The 17,298-nt window shown below is 62.2% G+C and carries 15 protein-coding genes and 1 pseudogene; 13 read left to right on the top strand and 3 right to left on the bottom strand.

What is annotated here, in order from left to right; genetic code table 11:
• Positions 1–55: 55 nt before the first annotated feature.
• Together IR187_RS03620 and IR187_RS03615 are read right to left on the bottom strand one after the other, a co-directional pair.
• A complete protein-coding gene (locus tag IR187_RS03620) occupies positions 56–1,258 on the bottom strand; it encodes a nucleotide sugar dehydrogenase (RefSeq protein ID WP_194953347.1) in 1,203 nt (400 codons plus the stop codon).
• A gap of 86 nt (positions 1,259–1,344) precedes the next feature.
• A complete protein-coding gene (locus IR187_RS03615) occupies positions 1,345–2,808 on the bottom strand; it encodes a protein adenylyltransferase SelO (RefSeq protein WP_228765517.1) in 1,464 nt (487 codons plus the stop codon).
• 136 nt (positions 2,809–2,944) lie between these two features.
• On the opposite strand from IR187_RS03615, the pseudogene IR187_RS03610 reads away from it, so the two are divergent.
• Positions 2,945–3,692 (top strand): annotated as a pseudogene (locus IR187_RS03610) (IS5 family transposase).
• Between the two features lie 70 nt (positions 3,693–3,762).
• On the opposite strand, the gene IR187_RS03605 reads toward IR187_RS03610, so the two are convergent.
• Positions 3,763–5,583 (bottom strand): hypothetical protein, encoded by a 1,821-nt coding sequence (locus tag IR187_RS03605; RefSeq protein WP_228765516.1) that lies wholly within the window; start codon positions 5,581–5,583, stop codon positions 3,763–3,765.
• Positions 5,584–5,690: 107 nt separating this feature from the next.
• Between IR187_RS03605 and IR187_RS03600 the strand changes: the two genes are divergently transcribed.
• From IR187_RS03600 to pseG, 12 genes are all read left to right on the top strand, one after another.
• Entirely contained in the window at positions 5,691–6,437 is a 747-nt protein-coding gene (locus IR187_RS03600) for a sugar transferase (protein WP_228765515.1), read from the top strand.
• Complete coding sequence (locus IR187_RS03595) at positions 6,434–7,324, top strand: sugar nucleotide-binding protein (RefSeq protein WP_194953345.1); 891 nt, start codon at positions 6,434–6,436, stop codon at positions 7,322–7,324. Before IR187_RS03600 ends, IR187_RS03595 begins: the two co-directional genes overlap by 4 nt.
• A gap of 48 nt (positions 7,325–7,372) precedes the next feature.
• On the top strand, positions 7,373–8,434 hold the full coding sequence (pseB, locus tag IR187_RS03590; RefSeq protein ID WP_324187634.1) for a UDP-N-acetylglucosamine 4,6-dehydratase (inverting): 1,062 nt from the start codon (positions 7,373–7,375) through the stop codon (positions 8,432–8,434).
• Positions 8,434–9,585, top strand: a complete 1,152-nt coding sequence (gene pseC / locus IR187_RS03585; protein ID WP_194953343.1) for a UDP-4-amino-4,6-dideoxy-N-acetyl-beta-L-altrosamine transaminase — start codon at positions 8,434–8,436, stop codon at positions 9,583–9,585. The genes pseB and pseC overlap by 1 nt, the downstream gene beginning before the upstream one ends.
• Positions 9,586–9,596: 11 nt before the next feature.
• The gene (locus IR187_RS03580) at positions 9,597–10,451 is read left to right on the top strand and encodes an aldo/keto reductase (RefSeq protein ID WP_194953342.1); all 855 of its coding nucleotides are present in this window, start codon (positions 9,597–9,599) and stop codon (positions 10,449–10,451) included.
• A gap of 1 nt (position 10,452) precedes the next feature.
• Positions 10,453–11,178, top strand: a complete 726-nt coding sequence (locus IR187_RS03575; protein WP_194953341.1) for a cytidylyltransferase domain-containing protein — start codon at positions 10,453–10,455, stop codon at positions 11,176–11,178.
• 64 nt (positions 11,179–11,242) lie between these two features.
• On the top strand, positions 11,243–12,463 hold the full coding sequence (locus tag IR187_RS03570) for an N-acetyl sugar amidotransferase (RefSeq protein ID WP_194953340.1): 1,221 nt from the start codon (positions 11,243–11,245) through the stop codon (positions 12,461–12,463).
• Positions 12,464–12,471: 8 nt separating this feature from the next.
• A complete protein-coding gene (hisH, locus tag IR187_RS03565; protein ID WP_194953339.1) occupies positions 12,472–13,086 on the top strand; it encodes an imidazole glycerol phosphate synthase subunit HisH in 615 nt (204 codons plus the stop codon).
• Positions 13,087–13,091: 5 nt separating this feature from the next.
• Positions 13,092–13,883, top strand: coding sequence for an imidazole glycerol phosphate synthase subunit HisF (gene hisF / locus IR187_RS03560; RefSeq protein ID WP_194953338.1), 792 nt, complete (start codon positions 13,092–13,094; stop codon positions 13,881–13,883).
• A complete protein-coding gene (locus IR187_RS03555; RefSeq protein WP_194953337.1) occupies positions 13,883–14,425 on the top strand; it encodes a GNAT family N-acetyltransferase in 543 nt (180 codons plus the stop codon). Before hisF ends, IR187_RS03555 begins: the two co-directional genes overlap by 1 nt.
• Before the next feature lie 36 nt (positions 14,426–14,461).
• Entirely contained in the window at positions 14,462–15,748 is a 1,287-nt protein-coding gene (locus tag IR187_RS03550) for an aminotransferase class III-fold pyridoxal phosphate-dependent enzyme (RefSeq protein WP_194953336.1), read from the top strand.
• A 17-nt stretch (positions 15,749–15,765) separates the two neighbouring features.
• Entirely contained in the window at positions 15,766–17,274 is a 1,509-nt protein-coding gene (gene pseG / locus IR187_RS03545) for a UDP-2,4-diacetamido-2,4,6-trideoxy-beta-L-altropyranose hydrolase (protein ID WP_194953335.1), read from the top strand.
• Positions 17,275–17,298: the final 24 nt, after the last annotated feature.

Below are 17,298 nucleotides of genomic sequence, written 5' to 3'. Positions count from 1 at the left end.
TGCCCCACGTATCCCGTCGTCGATCAACGAACAGGCGGCAGTCCGGTTCCGCGGCTCAGCTATCGACGCCGAAAAGATCGCGGCTGTACACTTTGTCGGCCACGTCGGCGAGTTCGTCGGCGACGCGATTGGCGATGATCACGTCGGCCTCGGCCTTGAACGTGTCGAGGTCGCGGACAACGCGCGAATTGAACAGCCGCTCGTCGGCGATCAGCGGCTCATAGACGATGACCTCGATACCCTTGGCCTTGATGCGCTTCATCACACCCAGGATGCTGCTCGCGCGAAAATTGTCCGAACCGGCCTTCATTGCCAGGCGGTGAATGCCCACAACGCGCGGGTTCTTCCTCAGGATCTCTGCCGCGATGAAATCCTTTCGCGTCGTGTTCGACGACACGATCGCCTGGATCAGGTTTTGCGGCACCTCGCGATAATTGGCGAGCATCTGCTTGGTGTCCTTGGGCAGGCAATAGCCGCCATAGCCGAACGACGGGTTGTTATAGAAACTGCCGATCCGCGGATCGAGACACACGCCCTCGATGATCTGCCGCGAATCGGCACCGTGCATCGCGGCATAAGTGTCGAGTTCGTTGAAGAAGGCGACGCGCATCGCGAGGTAGGTGTTCGCGAACAGCTTGATCGCCTCGGCCTCTGTATTGCCCGTCTGCAGAACGGGCGTATCCGCGTTGAGCGACGCGGCGAGCAGGAGCTGCGCAAAATCGGCGGCACGCGGATGCGTATTACCCACGACGATCCGCGAAGGATGCAGATTGTCGTAAAGCGCCCGTCCTTCGCGCAGGAACTCGGGCGAAAAGACGATCGCGTCGCTGCCATGTTTGGCGCGCATCCGGTCGGTGAACCCGACCGGCACGGTCGATTTCACGACGATCACCGCATCGGGCGCCATCGCCAACGCGTCGGCAATCACCGATTCGACGCTGTTGGTGTTGAAATAATTGGTGTCGGGATCGTAATCGGTCGGGGTCGCAACGACGACGAAATCGGCGTCCTGATACGCGACAAGCTTGTCGGTCGTTGCGACCAGATCGAGCGGCCGGGTGGCCAGATAATCCTCGATTTCGGGATCGACGATGGGCGAGCGCTTCGCATTGATCTGCTCGACCTTACGCGCGTCGATGTCGAGCGCGACGACATGGTTGCGCTGCGCGAGCAGCACCGCGTTCGAAATCCCGACATAGCCGGTGCCGACCACGGCGATCTTGGTTGCCGCACTCGGCGACGCATGTTCTGACGGCAATGAATTGTCCCTCGCTGGATGATCCGCCGTCCCTAGCAACTGGCGCGCAACCACTCAACCGGCGTCCGGCCAACCTGGGCGGCAACTCAAGTGCCGCAGAAGGTCCGGTAGGGTGCAGCATCGATCGGCCCCGGCTCGGCAAAGCGTTCGAGGCCGGGCCGCTCGACAAAGGGCTGCTGCACCACCGCCAGAAACTCCCGCCACGGGCCAATATCGCCGGCCTCGGCTGCTTCCAGCGCCGGTTCGATGATGTGATTGCGCGGGATATACAGCGGATTGACCGCGTCCATCGCATCCGCGCGGGCAAGCGGGCTTACCCCGTCGCTTTCGATATGCTCCCACCACCGCGCAACCCAGGGCGCCATTGCATCGGGCGTCGGAAGCAACTGCTCGAGCCGAGCGCCGTCACCGCGCAGCAACATGGCGAGCGCGCAAAAAAAGGATGTGAAATCCACGCTGTGCATTTCAAGTTCGGCGAACAGATCATCGACCAGCGCACGATCATCGGCGCCGCCTTCGGCAAGCCCCAGCTTGGCGCGCATCCGCGAGGCCCAATGCGCGCGAAAGCGTCCGGGTATCGCATCGACCAATGCCTTTGCGGCTTCGACATCGTCCGGCGACACGCTGTGAATGGCCGGCAACAGCGCTTCGGCAAAGCGCGCCATGTTCCAGTGCATGATCTGCGGCTGGCGACCATAGGCATAGCGCCCGTGCGTATCGATCGAACTGAACACCGTGTTCGCGGCAAAGCGGTCCATAAAGGCGCAGGGTCCGTAATCGAGCGTCTCGCCGCTGACCGCGACATTGTCGGTGTTCATCACCCCGTGGATGAAACCCACTCCCATCCAGTGCGCAATCAGCTCACATTGCAGGCCGATGACGCGATCGAGCATCGCAAGGTGCGGATTCGGCGCCTCCGCCAGTTTGGGCCAGTGCCGCCAGATGGTGTAATTCGACAATTTGACCACATGATCGACACCGAAATGCGCCGCAAAAAATTGAAATGTGCCAACCCGAATATGGCTGCTCGCCACCCGCGTCAGCACCGCACCGGGATGCGCGCGTTCGCGTTGCACCACATCCCCCGTCGCCACCGCCGCAAGGGAACGCGTCGTCGGCACACCCATGGCAGCCATCGCCTCGGAGACGAGATACTCACGCAGCACCGGCCCCATCGCGGCCTTGCCGTCGCCGCCGCGGGAAAAGGGCGTGGGGCCGGATCCCTTCAGCTGAATATCGAAACGGGCGCCATCGGGCGCGATGATTTCACCCAGCAACAGCGCGCGCCCGTCGCCGAGTTGGGGGGAGAAGTGGCCGAACTGGTGGCCGGCGTAAGGGAGCGCGATGGGGCCAGAGCCCTCGGGCATTTCCTGGCCGGAGAAGATGCGCGCGAACTCGTCGTCGCCGGCGTGAGTCACGTCGATCCCAAGACGATGGGCCAGCCGCCGATTGAAGACCAGCAGCCGCGGCGCCGACGGTTTCATGGCTTCAGCGGGCGCGAAAAGCCCTTCCATCCTGTCGTAAAAGCTGTTGTCCAATGTAGAAACCAAGACACGACCCCCATCTCAAAAATTTTAGCATTGTTGGCGCGATTACAAGCTATCTAGCCTGACCCTAGGCTCAGGACCTAATTAATAGCTTGCGGAGAGTTTGAAGAGTTGATTCAAGGTAGCCGGAGGTGCTGCCATGAGTGATTTGTTGCTGCTGAGCGAAGCGCAGATGCGCCGTATCGAGCCCCATTTTCCCTTGTCGCATGGCGTTCCGCGGGTCGATGACCGGCGCATATTGAGCGGGATCCTGTTCATGATCCGGAACGGACTGCGCTGGCGCAATGCGCCTCCTGCCTATGGTCTGCACAAGACGATCTTCAACCGCTTCATCCGCTGGAGCCGACTGGGGGTATTCGACCGCATCTTCGCCGAGCTGGCGCAGAACGGCGACGGCACGCTGATGATCGACGCGACCCACCTCAAGGCGCACCGAACGGCAGCAAGCCTCCTCAAAATGAGGCTCTACCCCGCGCTATCGGCCGAAGCCGAGGCGGGCTGACGACCAAGCGGCATGTGCTGTGCGACGGGCAGGGACGCCCCTTGCGGCTTCACCTGACCGAGGGACAGCGCAGCGACCACAAAGGCGCGAAGCATTGGTCAAAACCATGCCCGAAGCCCATTTCCTCATCGGCGATCGCGCCTATGCCTCACGCTGGTTCCGCAAAACCCTGGCCGATCGGGGCATCGCCGCCTGCATCCCGCCACATCCCAGTCACAAAATCCAGGACTGTTACGACAAGACCCTGTATCGGCAGCGGCACAAGCTCGAAAATCTCTTCGCCCGCCTCAAGGACTGGCGACGCATCCACACAAGATACGACCGATGCGCCGACATCTTCCTCGCCACAATCACTCTCGCCGCCATCTTCCTCTTTTGGGCTTAATGAGTCCTGACCCTAGTCGCAGCGGGGTTCAGGTCAGGCAGGATCGCGTCACCTCAATGAAGGGTGTGGTTTAGGTCACGACGTCCAATCGAATCGAGTCGATCAGAAGTTTACCCTTCGCCCGAATCATCGGTTGCGCCCGCGGATTGATCTGTTGCGGAAATAGGACGACCAAGATCATCGAAAGGAATGTCCCGTCCATCGCTCGCCGGATCGGAGCGGTTGAATAGGTGTCCGTCCCGCCCGGGCCATTACCGCGCAGAACGCTGGTCGAAAGCGGTTGCCAGAAGGCATCGTCGGGAATGAAGCGCACCGAAAAATCGAACCAGCCGCTATCCGCGACGGACGGCTTCAGGTGCGGCCAGCTGATGCCGCTGTCGGGACCAATGCCAAAGCCGGCCGCGTCGCTAACCAGCCTGTCAACGTTGATGTAATTCACCGGCTTGCCCGACCCGCCCGGCGCGTCGTCGATGGTCTGGAAATGCCAAGCCAGCACAGCACCCGGCGGCAACTCGAAATCGACTAGCCGCAGCCGTGCCGTCAGGATCGCGTTTTTGAGGGGCGTCGTATCGCCTAGCGCAGAGTGCCATCCAGGATGCAGGACGAGCGGCAACTGCAGGAAACCAGGGCCAGGCCAGATATGATTCGCGTCCCACCAAAGCCCGTCGTTACTGGACATATCCTTCTCGATATAGCCTCCGGAATTCCAGTCATAGGGATCGTACTGCTCGGTCACACCGTCCCCGCCAAGCCGAGCACGATATTTGCCGGTATCGGCCTCGGTCGCGAAATCATGGTCAAAGAGCGTCGTGCGCGGAATGGCATCGAACGCCGCGAGATTGTCGTCGCGCCAGCGTTCGCGAAGAGAGAGCATGGCCTGCTCCGCAATCTGGACCGCGGCGAGCGCCTGTCGCTGGCCCAGATCTTCCGGCGGATCGAGGATGATCCAGTACGGCGCACCGCCGACATCGTCAGGATCGCCAGCCTCGACATATTGAAGCGAGTAAAGTGTACCTGCCTGAATACGCCCGACCGCTGGCACCCCTCCGTTCAGTTCGTAAACCGACCGCGCCGGTGAACTGTTCACCTGCAGCGAAAGGTGCGGAGCATTCTGGGTGCTGTTGAAGCGGGCCAGGTATATCTGCTTGTTGTCGGGCAGGTGATCGAGGTTACGGGTCCGCGTCACATAGGCGTTGTTGCTACTCGACAAGGTGTCGACCAGCCTGATCGGGGGCGACGCGTGGGACTTGGCCGGCGACACGATGCTGAAGATCCCGCCGAACGCTGTGCGATATTGCAACGTGACATATTGCAACGCCTTGAGCTGTTCGTGATCGATGAACTGGCCGACGTGGTCATAAACGGGTATCGGCGTCCCGCCGTTGAGCGAGACCGTGGGCACATTCACTGACGGCCCCGGATAGGTGGAATTCAATTGGAAGCGATACAGGCGATAGATATCGGGCGTAGTCTCCATACCGTATGCGGTTTGCAGCGAAATTTGCGAGCCAGTGGATGCGACAACCCCGGAATAGACGACCTCTTGGCTCTTCATACTGTCAAGCGTCGTCTCGATTTCGGCGAACTGGCCGTCGACTGCATGGACAAGGTCGCTGACCGCCGTCGATAGGGCGTTCGCGATCCACGGCGCCTCGATCCAGTCGATCGCCGAGCTATCCCAGACATAGAAACCGTTGGCGTCGTCGTCGGGATCGTCGTTGTTGTTCCAGACATAGCCGAGCGTACCATTCGGCTGACCCGTGTCGGCATCGCGCGCGGCAGCCGTCTCGTAGCGCTGGAATCCGAAAGCGGCCGACGAAATGAGCGCCAGCACATCGTTCATGTCGACGCGCGCGAAGCTGTCGGGCGACCCAGTCTTGACGGCCAGCAATTTTGCAAGCGCCAGATCGGCCGGGGAAAGAAGAGGGGCGGTTGCAGTTTGACATGACATTCGATTCTCCTTGCGAAAGGACGAGGAATCATCGTCCGGAAACCCCCATGGAACAGTCACTGAAAGTAGGAAATAGCCCGGCAATCCTATTTTATCCGCCATTTTTGCCGTTGCCGGAACGCCCGATCACTTGGTTTCGAGATCAAATGGTTGCGCGCTGTCGAGGGAGCTCTTATGAGCGCCGTCACTGCGTCCGCCCTCTCTCGATCGCTGCCCGACGGATCTCCATGAAACGCCTTTTCGATGTTGTGCTCGGTCTGGCCCTCGCCCCCGTCGCCGTCATCGCCTGCCTCGCCGCCGCAATTCCTATCGCGATTGAGGCGAAGGCCTCGCCACTGTTCTTCCAGACACGGCTTGGCCTTCGCGAACGGCCCTTCCGACTGTTGAAGCTGCGCACCATGCATGTCGCCACGCCCAGCGTCGCGTCGCACGAGGTCAGCGCGAACAGCATCCTCGCGACCGGCCGCCTCCTGCGCCGCCTGAAGATAGACGAATTGCCGCAAATCTGGAACGTACTCAACGGAAGCATGTCTTTCGTCGGCCCCCGACCGGGACTCCCGAGCCAGGCCGAATTGATCGAAGCGCGGAGAAAACAGGGCGTGTTCGATCTCGTCCCCGGCATCACGGGCGTGGCACAGATCCGGGGAATCGATATGTCGACACCGGAAAAACTGGCGCTGGTCGATAAAAGCTATGACCGGCCCTGGTCGCTGGCACAGGATCTCCGCATCCTCTGGGCCACCGCCACTGGCGCCGGATCGGGAGACGCCGCGTCGGCGCCGGACGGACGATGACGCGCGATAAGACTCTCGTGATCGGCGCCAACGGCGAACTCGGGCAAGCCCTGCTTCGCGAACTGGGGCCCGACAAGGCTATCGCGGTCACCCGGACCCCGCGCGCGCCACTGCCGGGCTTCGACCATGTGCGAATCGGGCCGGATACCGCCCTGCCTGCCGCGGTACTCGGACGCTGCGCCGCCATCGTCAACGCCGCCGGAAGGGTGACCGGTGAGGGTCCGGCACTGCGATCGGCAAACATCGACCTGCCGCGGGCGGTCGCACGCGCCGCCAAAGACGCCGGCGTCCCCCGCCTCGTTCAGGTCAGCAGTTTTTCCATCCTAGGAACCGCCGAATATATCGACCACACGACCGAAGAGCGGCCGATCAACGCCTATGGCCGCTCGAAGGCCGAGGCCGAACAAATGTTGCTCAGATTGTCCGGCCACGGCTTCACGGTCGAATGCGTGCGGTTTCCCTTCCTCTTCTCCGCATCGAAGCCCGGCCTCTTGTCGCCGCTGCTATCGCTGGCGAAGCGATTCAGGAACCTGCCGACATCGGCCGGAAAGCCGCTGCGCCGGTCGATGATCACCTATGCCGATGCGGCGCAGCAATTGGCGTTGGCGGCGAAGCCCGGATCGAGCGGCATCTCCTTCGCCGCGGACCCACGACTTTTCGACTATGCGCTGCTCGCCGCGGTCCTCACCGAGGAGGCCGACCTCAGAATCCGGATTCTTCCGGTCCCGAGAATCATTGCAGCGGGAATCGACCGCCTACTTCCCGCGATCGGGCGGCGGCTGTTCCGGTCGAGCGTCCTCGATCCGCGAGCCAATCGCGCCGGCGACCAGCCACTCGGCCTCGAAGCGGAATTGCGCAAGCTGGTAAGATCGGCTCCCGGCTCTTAGGCGCTACGGCTTGGCGACACCGCCTCGACAAGCCAAATCCTCTCGGATATGGGCGGCCCCCTGCAAACCTTAAGGACGTTTATGACCCCGTTCCAGCTTGACGACGCTTCGATATTTCTCACGGGCGGCACCGGCTCGTTCGGCAAGGCTTTTGTTCGGCACGTTGTCCAGACTGCGAAGCCCCGGCGAATGGTCATATTTTCGCGCGATGAACTGAAACAGTTTGAAATGGCTCAGGAGTTTCCCGAATCGAAATATCCTTTCCTCCGCTATTTCATCGGCGACGTCCGCGATGTCGACCGCGTCCGCCGGGCAATGGAGGGCACCGATACGGTCATTCATGCCGCCGCGCTGAAACAGGTTCCGGCAGCCGAGTATAATCCGTTCGAATGTATCAAGACCAATATCATCGGCGCCCAGAACATCATTGAAGCCTGCCTCGACGCAGGCGTGAAGCGCGTCGTTGCGCTTTCGACCGACAAGGCGGCAGCACCCGTCAATCTCTATGGTGCGACGAAGCTCTGCTCGGACAAGCTATTCATCGCCGCCAACAATATCCGCGGTAGCCGCGATATCCGCTTCAGCGTGGTCCGCTATGGCAATGTCATGGGCAGCCGCGGTTCGGTCATTCCTTTCTTCCTTGGCCGCCGAGACCACGACAGCCTGCCAATCACCGACGCGTCGATGACGCGTTTCAACATCTCGCTCGACGGCGGTGTTTCGCTGGTGATGTGGGCTCTGAATCATGCCGAGGGTGGGGAAATTTTCGTACCCAAGATTCCGTCCTATCGAGTCACGGATGTCGCGACGGCGGTCGCCCCGGACGCGAAGCAGGAAATCATCGGCATTCGCCCGGGAGAAAAGATTCACGAGGAAATGATCACCGCGAGCGACAGCCCCAATACGGTCGATCTCGGCAGCTATTTCGCCATCCTGCCGCCCGGTGACCCGGGCGCCATCGACCGCTATTGCGACCGAGCGGGCGCGAAGCTGGTTCCGGCCGGCTTTTCGTACGACAGCGGTACGAACGAGGACTTCCTGTCGGTCGACGACATCCGCAACCTCATCCGGCAGCATGTCGATCCCGACTTTGCCGTTGACCGGCAATAATGAACCCCATCCCTTACAGCCGGCAGGAAATCAGCGACGCCGACATCGCTGCCGTCGTTGACATCCTCCGGTCGCCTTTCCTGACGCAGGGTCCAGCGGTCGAGGGTTTCGAGGCAGAGTTTGCAGCGCTGCACAAGGGCAAGCATGCTGTTGCGGTGTGCAACGCAACTGCCGCACTTCATCTCGCCTGCCTCGCGCTCGACGTCGGTCCCGGCGACATGGTGTGGACGTCTCCTATCAGCTTCGTCGCGTCAGCCAACTGCGCGCTCTATTGTGGCGCGGACGTCGGCTTCGTCGACATCGACCCCGTGACCCGTAACATGTCGGTCGAGGCACTCGCCGAGCGGCTTGCCGCGGCCGAACGCGACGGAGGGCTGCCAAAAGTCGTGATACCCGTCGATTTTTCCGGTCTGCCCTGCGATCTCGAAGCAATTCGTTCGCTCGCCGACCGCTACGGTTTCAAGATCGTTTCGGACAGCTCGCACGCCGTCGGCGCGACCTATCGCGGCTATCCGATCGGTCGTCACGCCGATATCAGTGTTTTCTCCTTCCATCCGGTGAAGATCGTGACGACGGGCGAAGGCGGTCTGTGCCTGACCGACGATGCGACGCTCGCGGACCGTATTCGGCTGCTGCGCAGCCACGGGGTCACCCGAGACGCGGCACAGATGCAAGGCAGCAGCGAAGGCGGCTGGTACTACGAGCAGGTCGATCTCGGTTTCAACTATCGCATGACTGACATCCAGGCGGCACTCGGCAGTTCGCAACTGACCGGTCTCGAAGAAAAGTTCCGCCGCCGCGACTGTGCTGCGCGCCGCTACGACGACAAACTCGCCGGACTGCCGCTGAAACTTCCTGTTCGCCTCAACGACCGACAATCGGCACACCATCTTTACATCGTGGAAGTCGTCGAAGGAACTTCGCGTAGCGACGTATTCGCCGCGCTGCGCATCGACGGGATATTGGTGAACGTTCACTATATCCCGATCCATCTCCAGCCTTACTATCGCATGCTCGGCTTCGCGGCGGGCGATTTCCCGGCCAGCGAGGCCTATTATGCCGGCGCGATCACGCTTCCGCTGTTCCCGTCGCTCAACCCGTCCGAACAAGATTATGTCGTCGAACGACTCAGCCGCGCGATCGGCGCCTGAAAGCGAAATCCATGGAACTCGCGCTCGGTACGGTGCAGTTCGGCCTCGGCTATGGCGTTGCGGGTAGCGACCAGCCAATTTCGGAATCCGAAGCGCGGACAATATTGGCGGCGGCTTATGAAGGCGGCATCCGTCGCCTAGACACTGCGCCGGTCTATGGCGACATCGAAGAACGGCTCGGCGCGCTCTGCGGCCGGCTGGATTTCAGCATCGTCTCGAAGATTCCAGCAATGCCCGATGGACTCGATAGCACCGAGGCGGTGTCGTGGCTGCGCGCATCGGTCGACCTCAGTCGCCGACGGCTAGGCGACCGGCTGTGCGGGATCATCTTCCACGACGCGTCGCTGCCGATCGGGCCCCATGGCGCCGCGCTCCGCGAGGCCTTGGCCGACACGTTGGTAGGAAGCAGAATCCGCGTCGGGGCATCGCATTATTCAGCGGAAACGCTGCCCGGCGCGGCACTATGGCCGGACCATCTTATGGCTCAATTGCCCGGCAACGCCTACGATCAGCGGATCGATGGCCTCGCCGAAGCACTCGCGGACACCGAGGTATCGATGCGCTCGGCGTTCCTGCAAGGCCTGCTCCTCGTTGACCGCGACCGGGCCGTCGCGCGCGTGCCCGAGGCGGCAGGCTGGCTCGCCCGCTGGGATCGATGGTGTACGGAAGCCGGCCTGTCGTCCCTCGCAGCTGCCTTGGCCATTGCGAAAAGCTTCGACACGGTCGATTATTGTCTCGTCGGCGTCGACAGCACGGCGCAGTTGCGCGATATTATCTCGGCGTGGAATGCGACATCGGCTGTCAAGGCCCCCGAACTGGCGGGCGCCGACCCGCACGTTTTTGATCCTAGGCAGTGGCGGAGCTGAAATGTCCGATACCGTAGCGCTCATTCAGGCCCGCATGTCGAGCAGCCGCTTGCCTGGAAAGGTGCTCGCTGATCTCGGCGGCCTGCCGATGATCTGCTTTATGGCCGAACGCGTCCGCCGGGCTCCGGGAATCGACCTCGTCGCGGTGCTAACCAGCGACGACCCATCCGACGATCCGCTCGCGGCCGCAGCGGAGGCCCATGGCGTACCCGTAGTGCGCGGGCCACTGAACGACGTTCTCGCACGCTATGTCGTCGGCGCCGACGCCTTCGACGCCAGAACCATTCTCCGGCTGACCGGCGATTGCCCGTTGATCGATCCGGCCCTGATTGCACAAGTGGTCGCGCTGCATCGCTCGGCCGGAGTCGACTATGCCAGCAATATCGACCCGCCCGGCTTTGCCGACGGGATGGACACCGAATGCTTCACACGCAACCTGCTCGACCGCGCAGACCGGCTCGCCGTTTCCGGGCCCGAACGCGAACATGTGACGCTCTGGATGCGGGCTCCGGAAAGCGGTGCCTCGCGCGCAAACCTGACGGCCGCCGTCCCCGCTTCGCATCTCCGGCTGACCGTCGACTATCCCGACGATCTGGCGCTCGTTCGCCGGATCGCCGGGGCACTTGGCGACGAATGCGATTATTTCGACATTTTGCGGCTACTGCAACAGGATGCCAGCTTGTTGGAAGCCAACCGGCACGACCGAAACGAAGCCTTGAAAAGCTGATATCGGCTGTTTAGAGAACCGCCGACTGCCCTCCCCCCGCACCCCATATTCCGGAGACTTTCCGATGCAACGCTGCAGCAAATGTGGCCTCCCCGAAACCCACGAAACCATTGCCTTCGACGATGAGGGCGTGTGCAACGTGTGCCGCCAGATCGAATTCAAGGAAAACCGGATCGATTGGGGACAGAAGAAGGCCGAACTCGACGCGCTGATCGCCGAGCATCGCGGCAAATACGACTATGACTGCATCGTGCCCTTTAGCGGTGGCAAGGACAGCACCTGGACGCTCTACTATCTGGTGAAGGAATATGGGATCAAGCCGCTGGTCGTCCGCTTCGACCATGGCTTCTTCCGTCCCGGCCTTGAGGAAAACACCAAGAAGGTCTGTCGTGAGCTCGGCGTCGACATCATGACCTTCACCCCGAACTGGAAGGTCGTGCAGCGGCTGATGCTCCAGTCCTTCCTCGAAAAAGGCGACTTTTGCTGGCATTGTCACACCGGCATCTTTTCTTACCCTATGTGGGTTGCGCTGGAGAAGAAGGTTCCGCTGATCTTCTGGGGTGAGCCCTCCTCCGAATATACCGCCTATTTCAGCTACGAACAGGAAGAGGAAGTCGACGAGAAGCGGTTCAACCGCTACGTTAATCTCGGTATCAGCGCGGACGACATGTTCGTACGCCTCGGTGGCAAGGTCGATCCGCGCGACCTCAAATGCTTCTCCTATCCGCCGCTCAAGGACCTGCGCGCACTCAGTTATCGGTCCGTCTGCCTCGGCTCGTACATTCCGTGGGATGTACCGAAGCAGTCGAAGATCATCATGGAAGAACTGGATTGGCAGGGCGACGAGGTCGAGAACGTCCCTCCGCAATACCAGTATGAGAAGATCGAATGCCAGATGCAGGGCGTTCGCGATTACATCAAATATATCAAGCGCGGCTACACTCGCCCGTCGCATCTGGTGGCGATCGACGTCCGGCAGGGCAATATCACCCTGAACGAGGGCCAGCACCTGATCGACGAGTTCGAAAACCGCCGTCCGCCCAGCCTCGACAATTTCCTCAATTTCGTCGGCCTCAGCGAGGCGGAATTCAACCGCATCGCGATGGAGCACATGGTCTCGCCCTATCAGCACGATCCCGACGCGGTCCGCCCGGGCAAGAAGACCCACGACTTTGAACGCTGGTCGCGCGTCGGCGCGATGCCCAAGGAGGTGCGGGACGAAATGCTGGCGCGCTACGAAATGCGTATCGGCAAATCGTTCACCTTCGCCGACGACGAGGCCTGAGCACCCTGATGACGGTTGTCGGCATCATCGATTATCGCGCAGGCAACATCCGGTCGATCCGAAACGCTTTCGAGCATATCGGTTGCGAGACGAGTCTCGTCACAGACGCGGCCCAGCTGGATGGCGTCAGCCATGTCGTCCTGCCCGGCGTGGGCGCTTTCGCCTTCTGCATGCAACGGCTTTCCGAAAGCGGGATGCTGCCAGCGCTGGAACAATGGGCGCTTGTCAAACATCGCCCTCTGCTCGGCATTTGCGTCGGAATGCAATTGATGGCTCGCTGCGGGCTTGAGCTTGGCGGTCATGAAGGACTGAACTGGATGGGCGGCAAAGTGCTGCCGCTGATCGCCAATGGCGCGCGGGTCCGCGTCCCGCACGTCGGCTGGAACGACGTGATGTTCGACGAGCCGTTTGGGACTTTCGCCGCGGGCGACAAGGCGGATTTCTATTTCGACCACAGTTTCGCGTTCTTCGATCCCGAGTTCGGTGAGACGATCGGCCGTTGCACCCATGGCCAGGATTTCGCCGCGGTCGTTCGCCGCGGCAACGTCGTCGCGGCGCAGTTCCATCCAGAGAAGAGCCAGGATGCCGGGATTCGGTTCCTCCAAGGCTTCCTTGCGTTGTAATTGCAATGTTGAAGAAACGCCTCATCCCCAAGCTGCTGATCCAGCACCGCCAGATCGGATCAATGATTCGGCCGGTCCTCGTTACGACGCGCAAGTTCGATCAGTCGTTCGACGTAGGTGACCCAGTCTCGCAAGCGAAGATCTATCAGGCCCAGATGGCCGATGAACTGATCGTTCTCAACATCGATCGGACCCCGATCGGCTCCGACGTACTTCTGCTCGGTCTCATCGAACGGCTCGCTAGCGAAACTTTCATGCCCCTCGCAGTCGGCGGGGGCGTGCGCAGCGTCGAGGATTTCGGGCGGCTGCTCGATCATGGCGCCGACAAGGTGGTGATCAACTCCATCGCAGCGGACAATCCGGATATCATCGACACCGCCGCGAGCCAGTTCGGCGCGCAATGCGTCGTCGTCTCGATCGACTACCGCCGCCACGTCGATGGCACGCCGCGAGTCTATACCGACCGGGCCTCGCATCGCACCCAGCGCAGTGTCGTCGAATGGGCGCACGAAGCGGCGCAGCGCGGCGCGGGCGAGATCGTGCTGGTCGATGCCGACCGCGACGGCACGGGGCGCGGTCTCGACTGCACGCTGTGCGCCGAAGTAGCCCACAGCCTGCCCATCCCCGTCATCCTGTCCGGCGGCTGCGGCATCGCCAGCCATTTTTCGGACGGCATCTTGGACGGCGGCGCCGAAGCAATAGCGGCGGGCACCTTTTTCGCGTTTCGCGACCAGAACCCGATCCAGACCCGCTCGCATGTCCGCAACAGCGGCATCGACATCCGCGTGGAAACCTGATGCGGATCGACCCGGACACCCACTGGGAAAACGACATCGTCCGGCTCGCGGTACTGACGCCCGACGATGTCGGCGACGCCTATGTCGGATGGCTCAACGATCCCGAAGTCAACCGCTATCTTGAAAGCCGTTTCGCGGTTCATGACCGGGCCGCCGTCGCGGCCTATGTCAAATCGATGTTCGCTAGCCCCGTGTCGCTGTTCCTTGCGATCCATTCGAAGGCGCTCGGCCGGCATGTCGGCAATATCAAGATCGGGCCGATCGACCGCCATCACGGACTTGGCGAGATCGGCCTGATGATCGGCGCGCGCGACGCTTGGGGCCGCGGTATAGCGACCCACGCCATCGCGGCGGTCGCCCAAATCGGGTTCCGCGACCTTGGCCTGCGCAAGCTCACCGCGGGCTGCTATGCGGACAACAGGGGCAGCCGGATCGCATTCGAGCGCGCCGGCTTCACGGTCGAGGGCATTCGCCGCGCGCATTTCGTTTCGGACGGTCGCTTCGAAGATCTCGTGCTGCTCGCCCGCTTCGCCGACAATTGACGGGCATCGGGCCCGGCTACCACAGGAGTATCGACAATGCGCCGTTTCGACCGTTCGGAAGCCATGCTTGCCCGGGCGGAGGATGTCATCCCGCTGGGAAGCCAGACGTTCAGCAAGAGCCGGACGCAATTCCCGGTAGGCGTGTCGCCGCTCTACCTCGAACGGGGCAAGGGCAGTCACGTCTGGGACGTCGACGGAAATGAATATGTCGATTTCATCAGCAGCCTCTGCTCGGTGACGCTCGGCTATGGCGATCCCGACGTCGACGACGCGGTCCGCGACCAGCTCGACCGCGGCGTCATCCTGTCGCTCCCGGCTCTGCTGGAGGCCGAGGTCGCCGAGCTGATCTGCGATATGGTGCCCAGCGCCGAAAAGGTGCGCTTCGGCAAGAATGGCTCAGACGCAACCTCGGGCGCTATCCGCATCGCGCGCGCCTTCACCGGCCGCGACCATGTCGCCGTGTGCGGCTATCACGGCTGGCAGGACTGGTACATCGGCACCACGGCGCGCAACCGCGGCGTGCCGCAGGCGACGCGCGATCTCTCGCACCCGTTCCTGTACAATGACCTCGCGTCACTCGAACGCATCTTCGTCGATTGGCCGGGCCAGATCGCCGCCGTTATCCTCGAACCGATGAACGTCGAATATCCCGCGCCCGGCTTCCTCGAAGGGGTGCGCGAGCTTGCGACGCGGCACGGCGCGATCCTCGTTTTCGACGAAACGATCACCGGCTTCCGCTATGCCAACGGCGGCGCGCAGGAACTATTTGGTGTCATCCCCGATCTCGCGACCTTCGGCAAGGGGCTGGCGAATGGCTATCCGGTGTCGGCCATCGCCGGGCGCTCAGATGTGATGCAGATGATGGAAGAAGTCTTCTTCTCCTTCACCTTCGGCGGCGAACTCCTCTCGCTCGCGGCGGCGAAGGCGACGCTCGAAAAGCTGAAGCGCGAACCCGTCATCGCGCAGATCTGCGCACGCGGCGAAGCGCTGAAATCGGCAGTACGCTCGATCATCGACGAAACGCAAACGGCGCACGTCTTCGATATAAAAGGGCATCCGAGCTGGTCGTTCCTGACAATCGCCGACCAGCCCGGCGCCTCCAGTTTCACGATCAAGACCTGGCTGATGCAGGAATGGCACCAGCGCGGCATGCTGAGCTACGGTACCCACAACCTCAATTTCGCGCATGACGATGCGGATGTGGCGGCGCTGCTCGACACCTATCGCACGCTTTTCCCGCAGCTCTGCGACCTAAATGCCGCCGGCACGCTCCTCGAAGCGCTGCGCTGCCCGCCGCTCGAACCCCTCTTCAAGGTTCGCTGAACGGATCGGAGCACGCCGTGCAGATCACCATCCGCGCCGACGCGTCTCCCCGCATCGGGATCGGTCATGTTCGCAGGTGCCGGACGCTCGCGCGCGCGCTTCGAAAATTCGGCGCGGATGTCCGGTTCGCCGTCCACGAATGGGGCGCCGACCTCTCACCGCTTCTTGCCGAATTCGCCGACGGCGCGCTGCGCCTACCATCGCCCCGCCCCGAACAAGATGCCGATCCGGCAAGCTGGCTACCGCACGGACAGGCCCATGATTACCGGGAACTTCTGGCCGCACTCGCCGGCGAGCGGCCGGACTGGATTATCGTCGATCATTATGCGCTGGATGCCGAATGGCACGATCTGGCCCGCCGCGAACTCGGCTGCCGGATACTCGCGATCGACGATCTTGCCGATCGTCCGCTCCGTGCCGACCTCGTCGTCGACCCCAACTGGAATCGCGATCACCAGATCAAATATCGCGATGTGATCGGTGAGGCCGAATTGCTCGGCGGCCCGGGCTATGCGCTGATCGATCCGCGCTACGCGACCGGCGAGCCGCGCGAACAATCGAACGGCGTGGCATCGATCGGCCTGTTCATGGGCGGGACCGACCCGGCCCGCGCGACGATCCCCGTCCTCGAAACGGTGCGCGCTGCCGGATTCAGCGGCAACGTCGGTATCATCACGTCGGGGATGAATCCCGACATCGCCTCGATTCACGCTGCCGCCAGCACCGATGGCCATGTCGCCGTCCACGTCGACCTTCCCGATCTAACCCTCTTTTTCCGGCATCACGACCTCTTCATTCTCGCGGCGGGCGGCACGACGTGGGAACGCATGGCCAGCGCTGCCCCCGCTATCGCGGTCATCACAGCGGACAACCAGCGCGAAATCGCCACCCAGCTTGCGGACGAGGGTCTGCAATGGCTGGTCGAAGCCGGCGACTGGGCGTCGCTGCGCGAAATGCTGCCTGCGATCCTTGCCGATGGGGCCGGCCGACTGACGCAGGCCCGGCGCGGTCAGGAACTCGTCGATGCCAGAGGCGCGGAGCGTGTGGCGGCGGTGTTGTTGACCCTCGGCGACGCCCCCGTGACGACGCGGCGCGCGACACGCGACGATGCGGCGGCGATCCTCGCGTGGCGGAACGATCCCTATGTCCGGTCGGTATCGCGCGATGATCGCATGATCGAATGGGAGGCGCATAGCGCATGGTTCGAACGCATCGCGGCATCGCCCGACCATCTCCTGCTGATCGCAGAGAAGAACGGCGTTTCGGTCGGCGTCGTCCGATTCGATCGCCTTGCCGATCGGCGCCATGAAATTTCGCTCTATCTCAACCCGTTCGTCGCTGGCCGACGGCTCGGCCTTCCGATGATAGAGGCGGCACAGCAGGCGCTCAGCCGCGAGGTGAGGCGCGATCTCGTCATTCTGGCCGAAACGTTGCCCGGAAACGCCGTTTCGCAGCGCCTGTTCCACAATGCCGGCTATGTGCAGTCAGGCGATCACTTCGAACTGCAGCTTCCCTTTCGGCCCTGAGCGATGCTTGTCCCGCCGGGCGGA

This window comes from Sphingopyxis solisilvae, assembly GCF_015475875.1.
GTDB lineage: Bacteria > Pseudomonadota > Alphaproteobacteria > Sphingomonadales > Sphingomonadaceae > Sphingopyxis > Sphingopyxis solisilvae.
The sequence above is the reverse complement of the archived record's forward strand: the minus strand, read 5'-3'. Positions and strand labels throughout refer to the sequence as shown.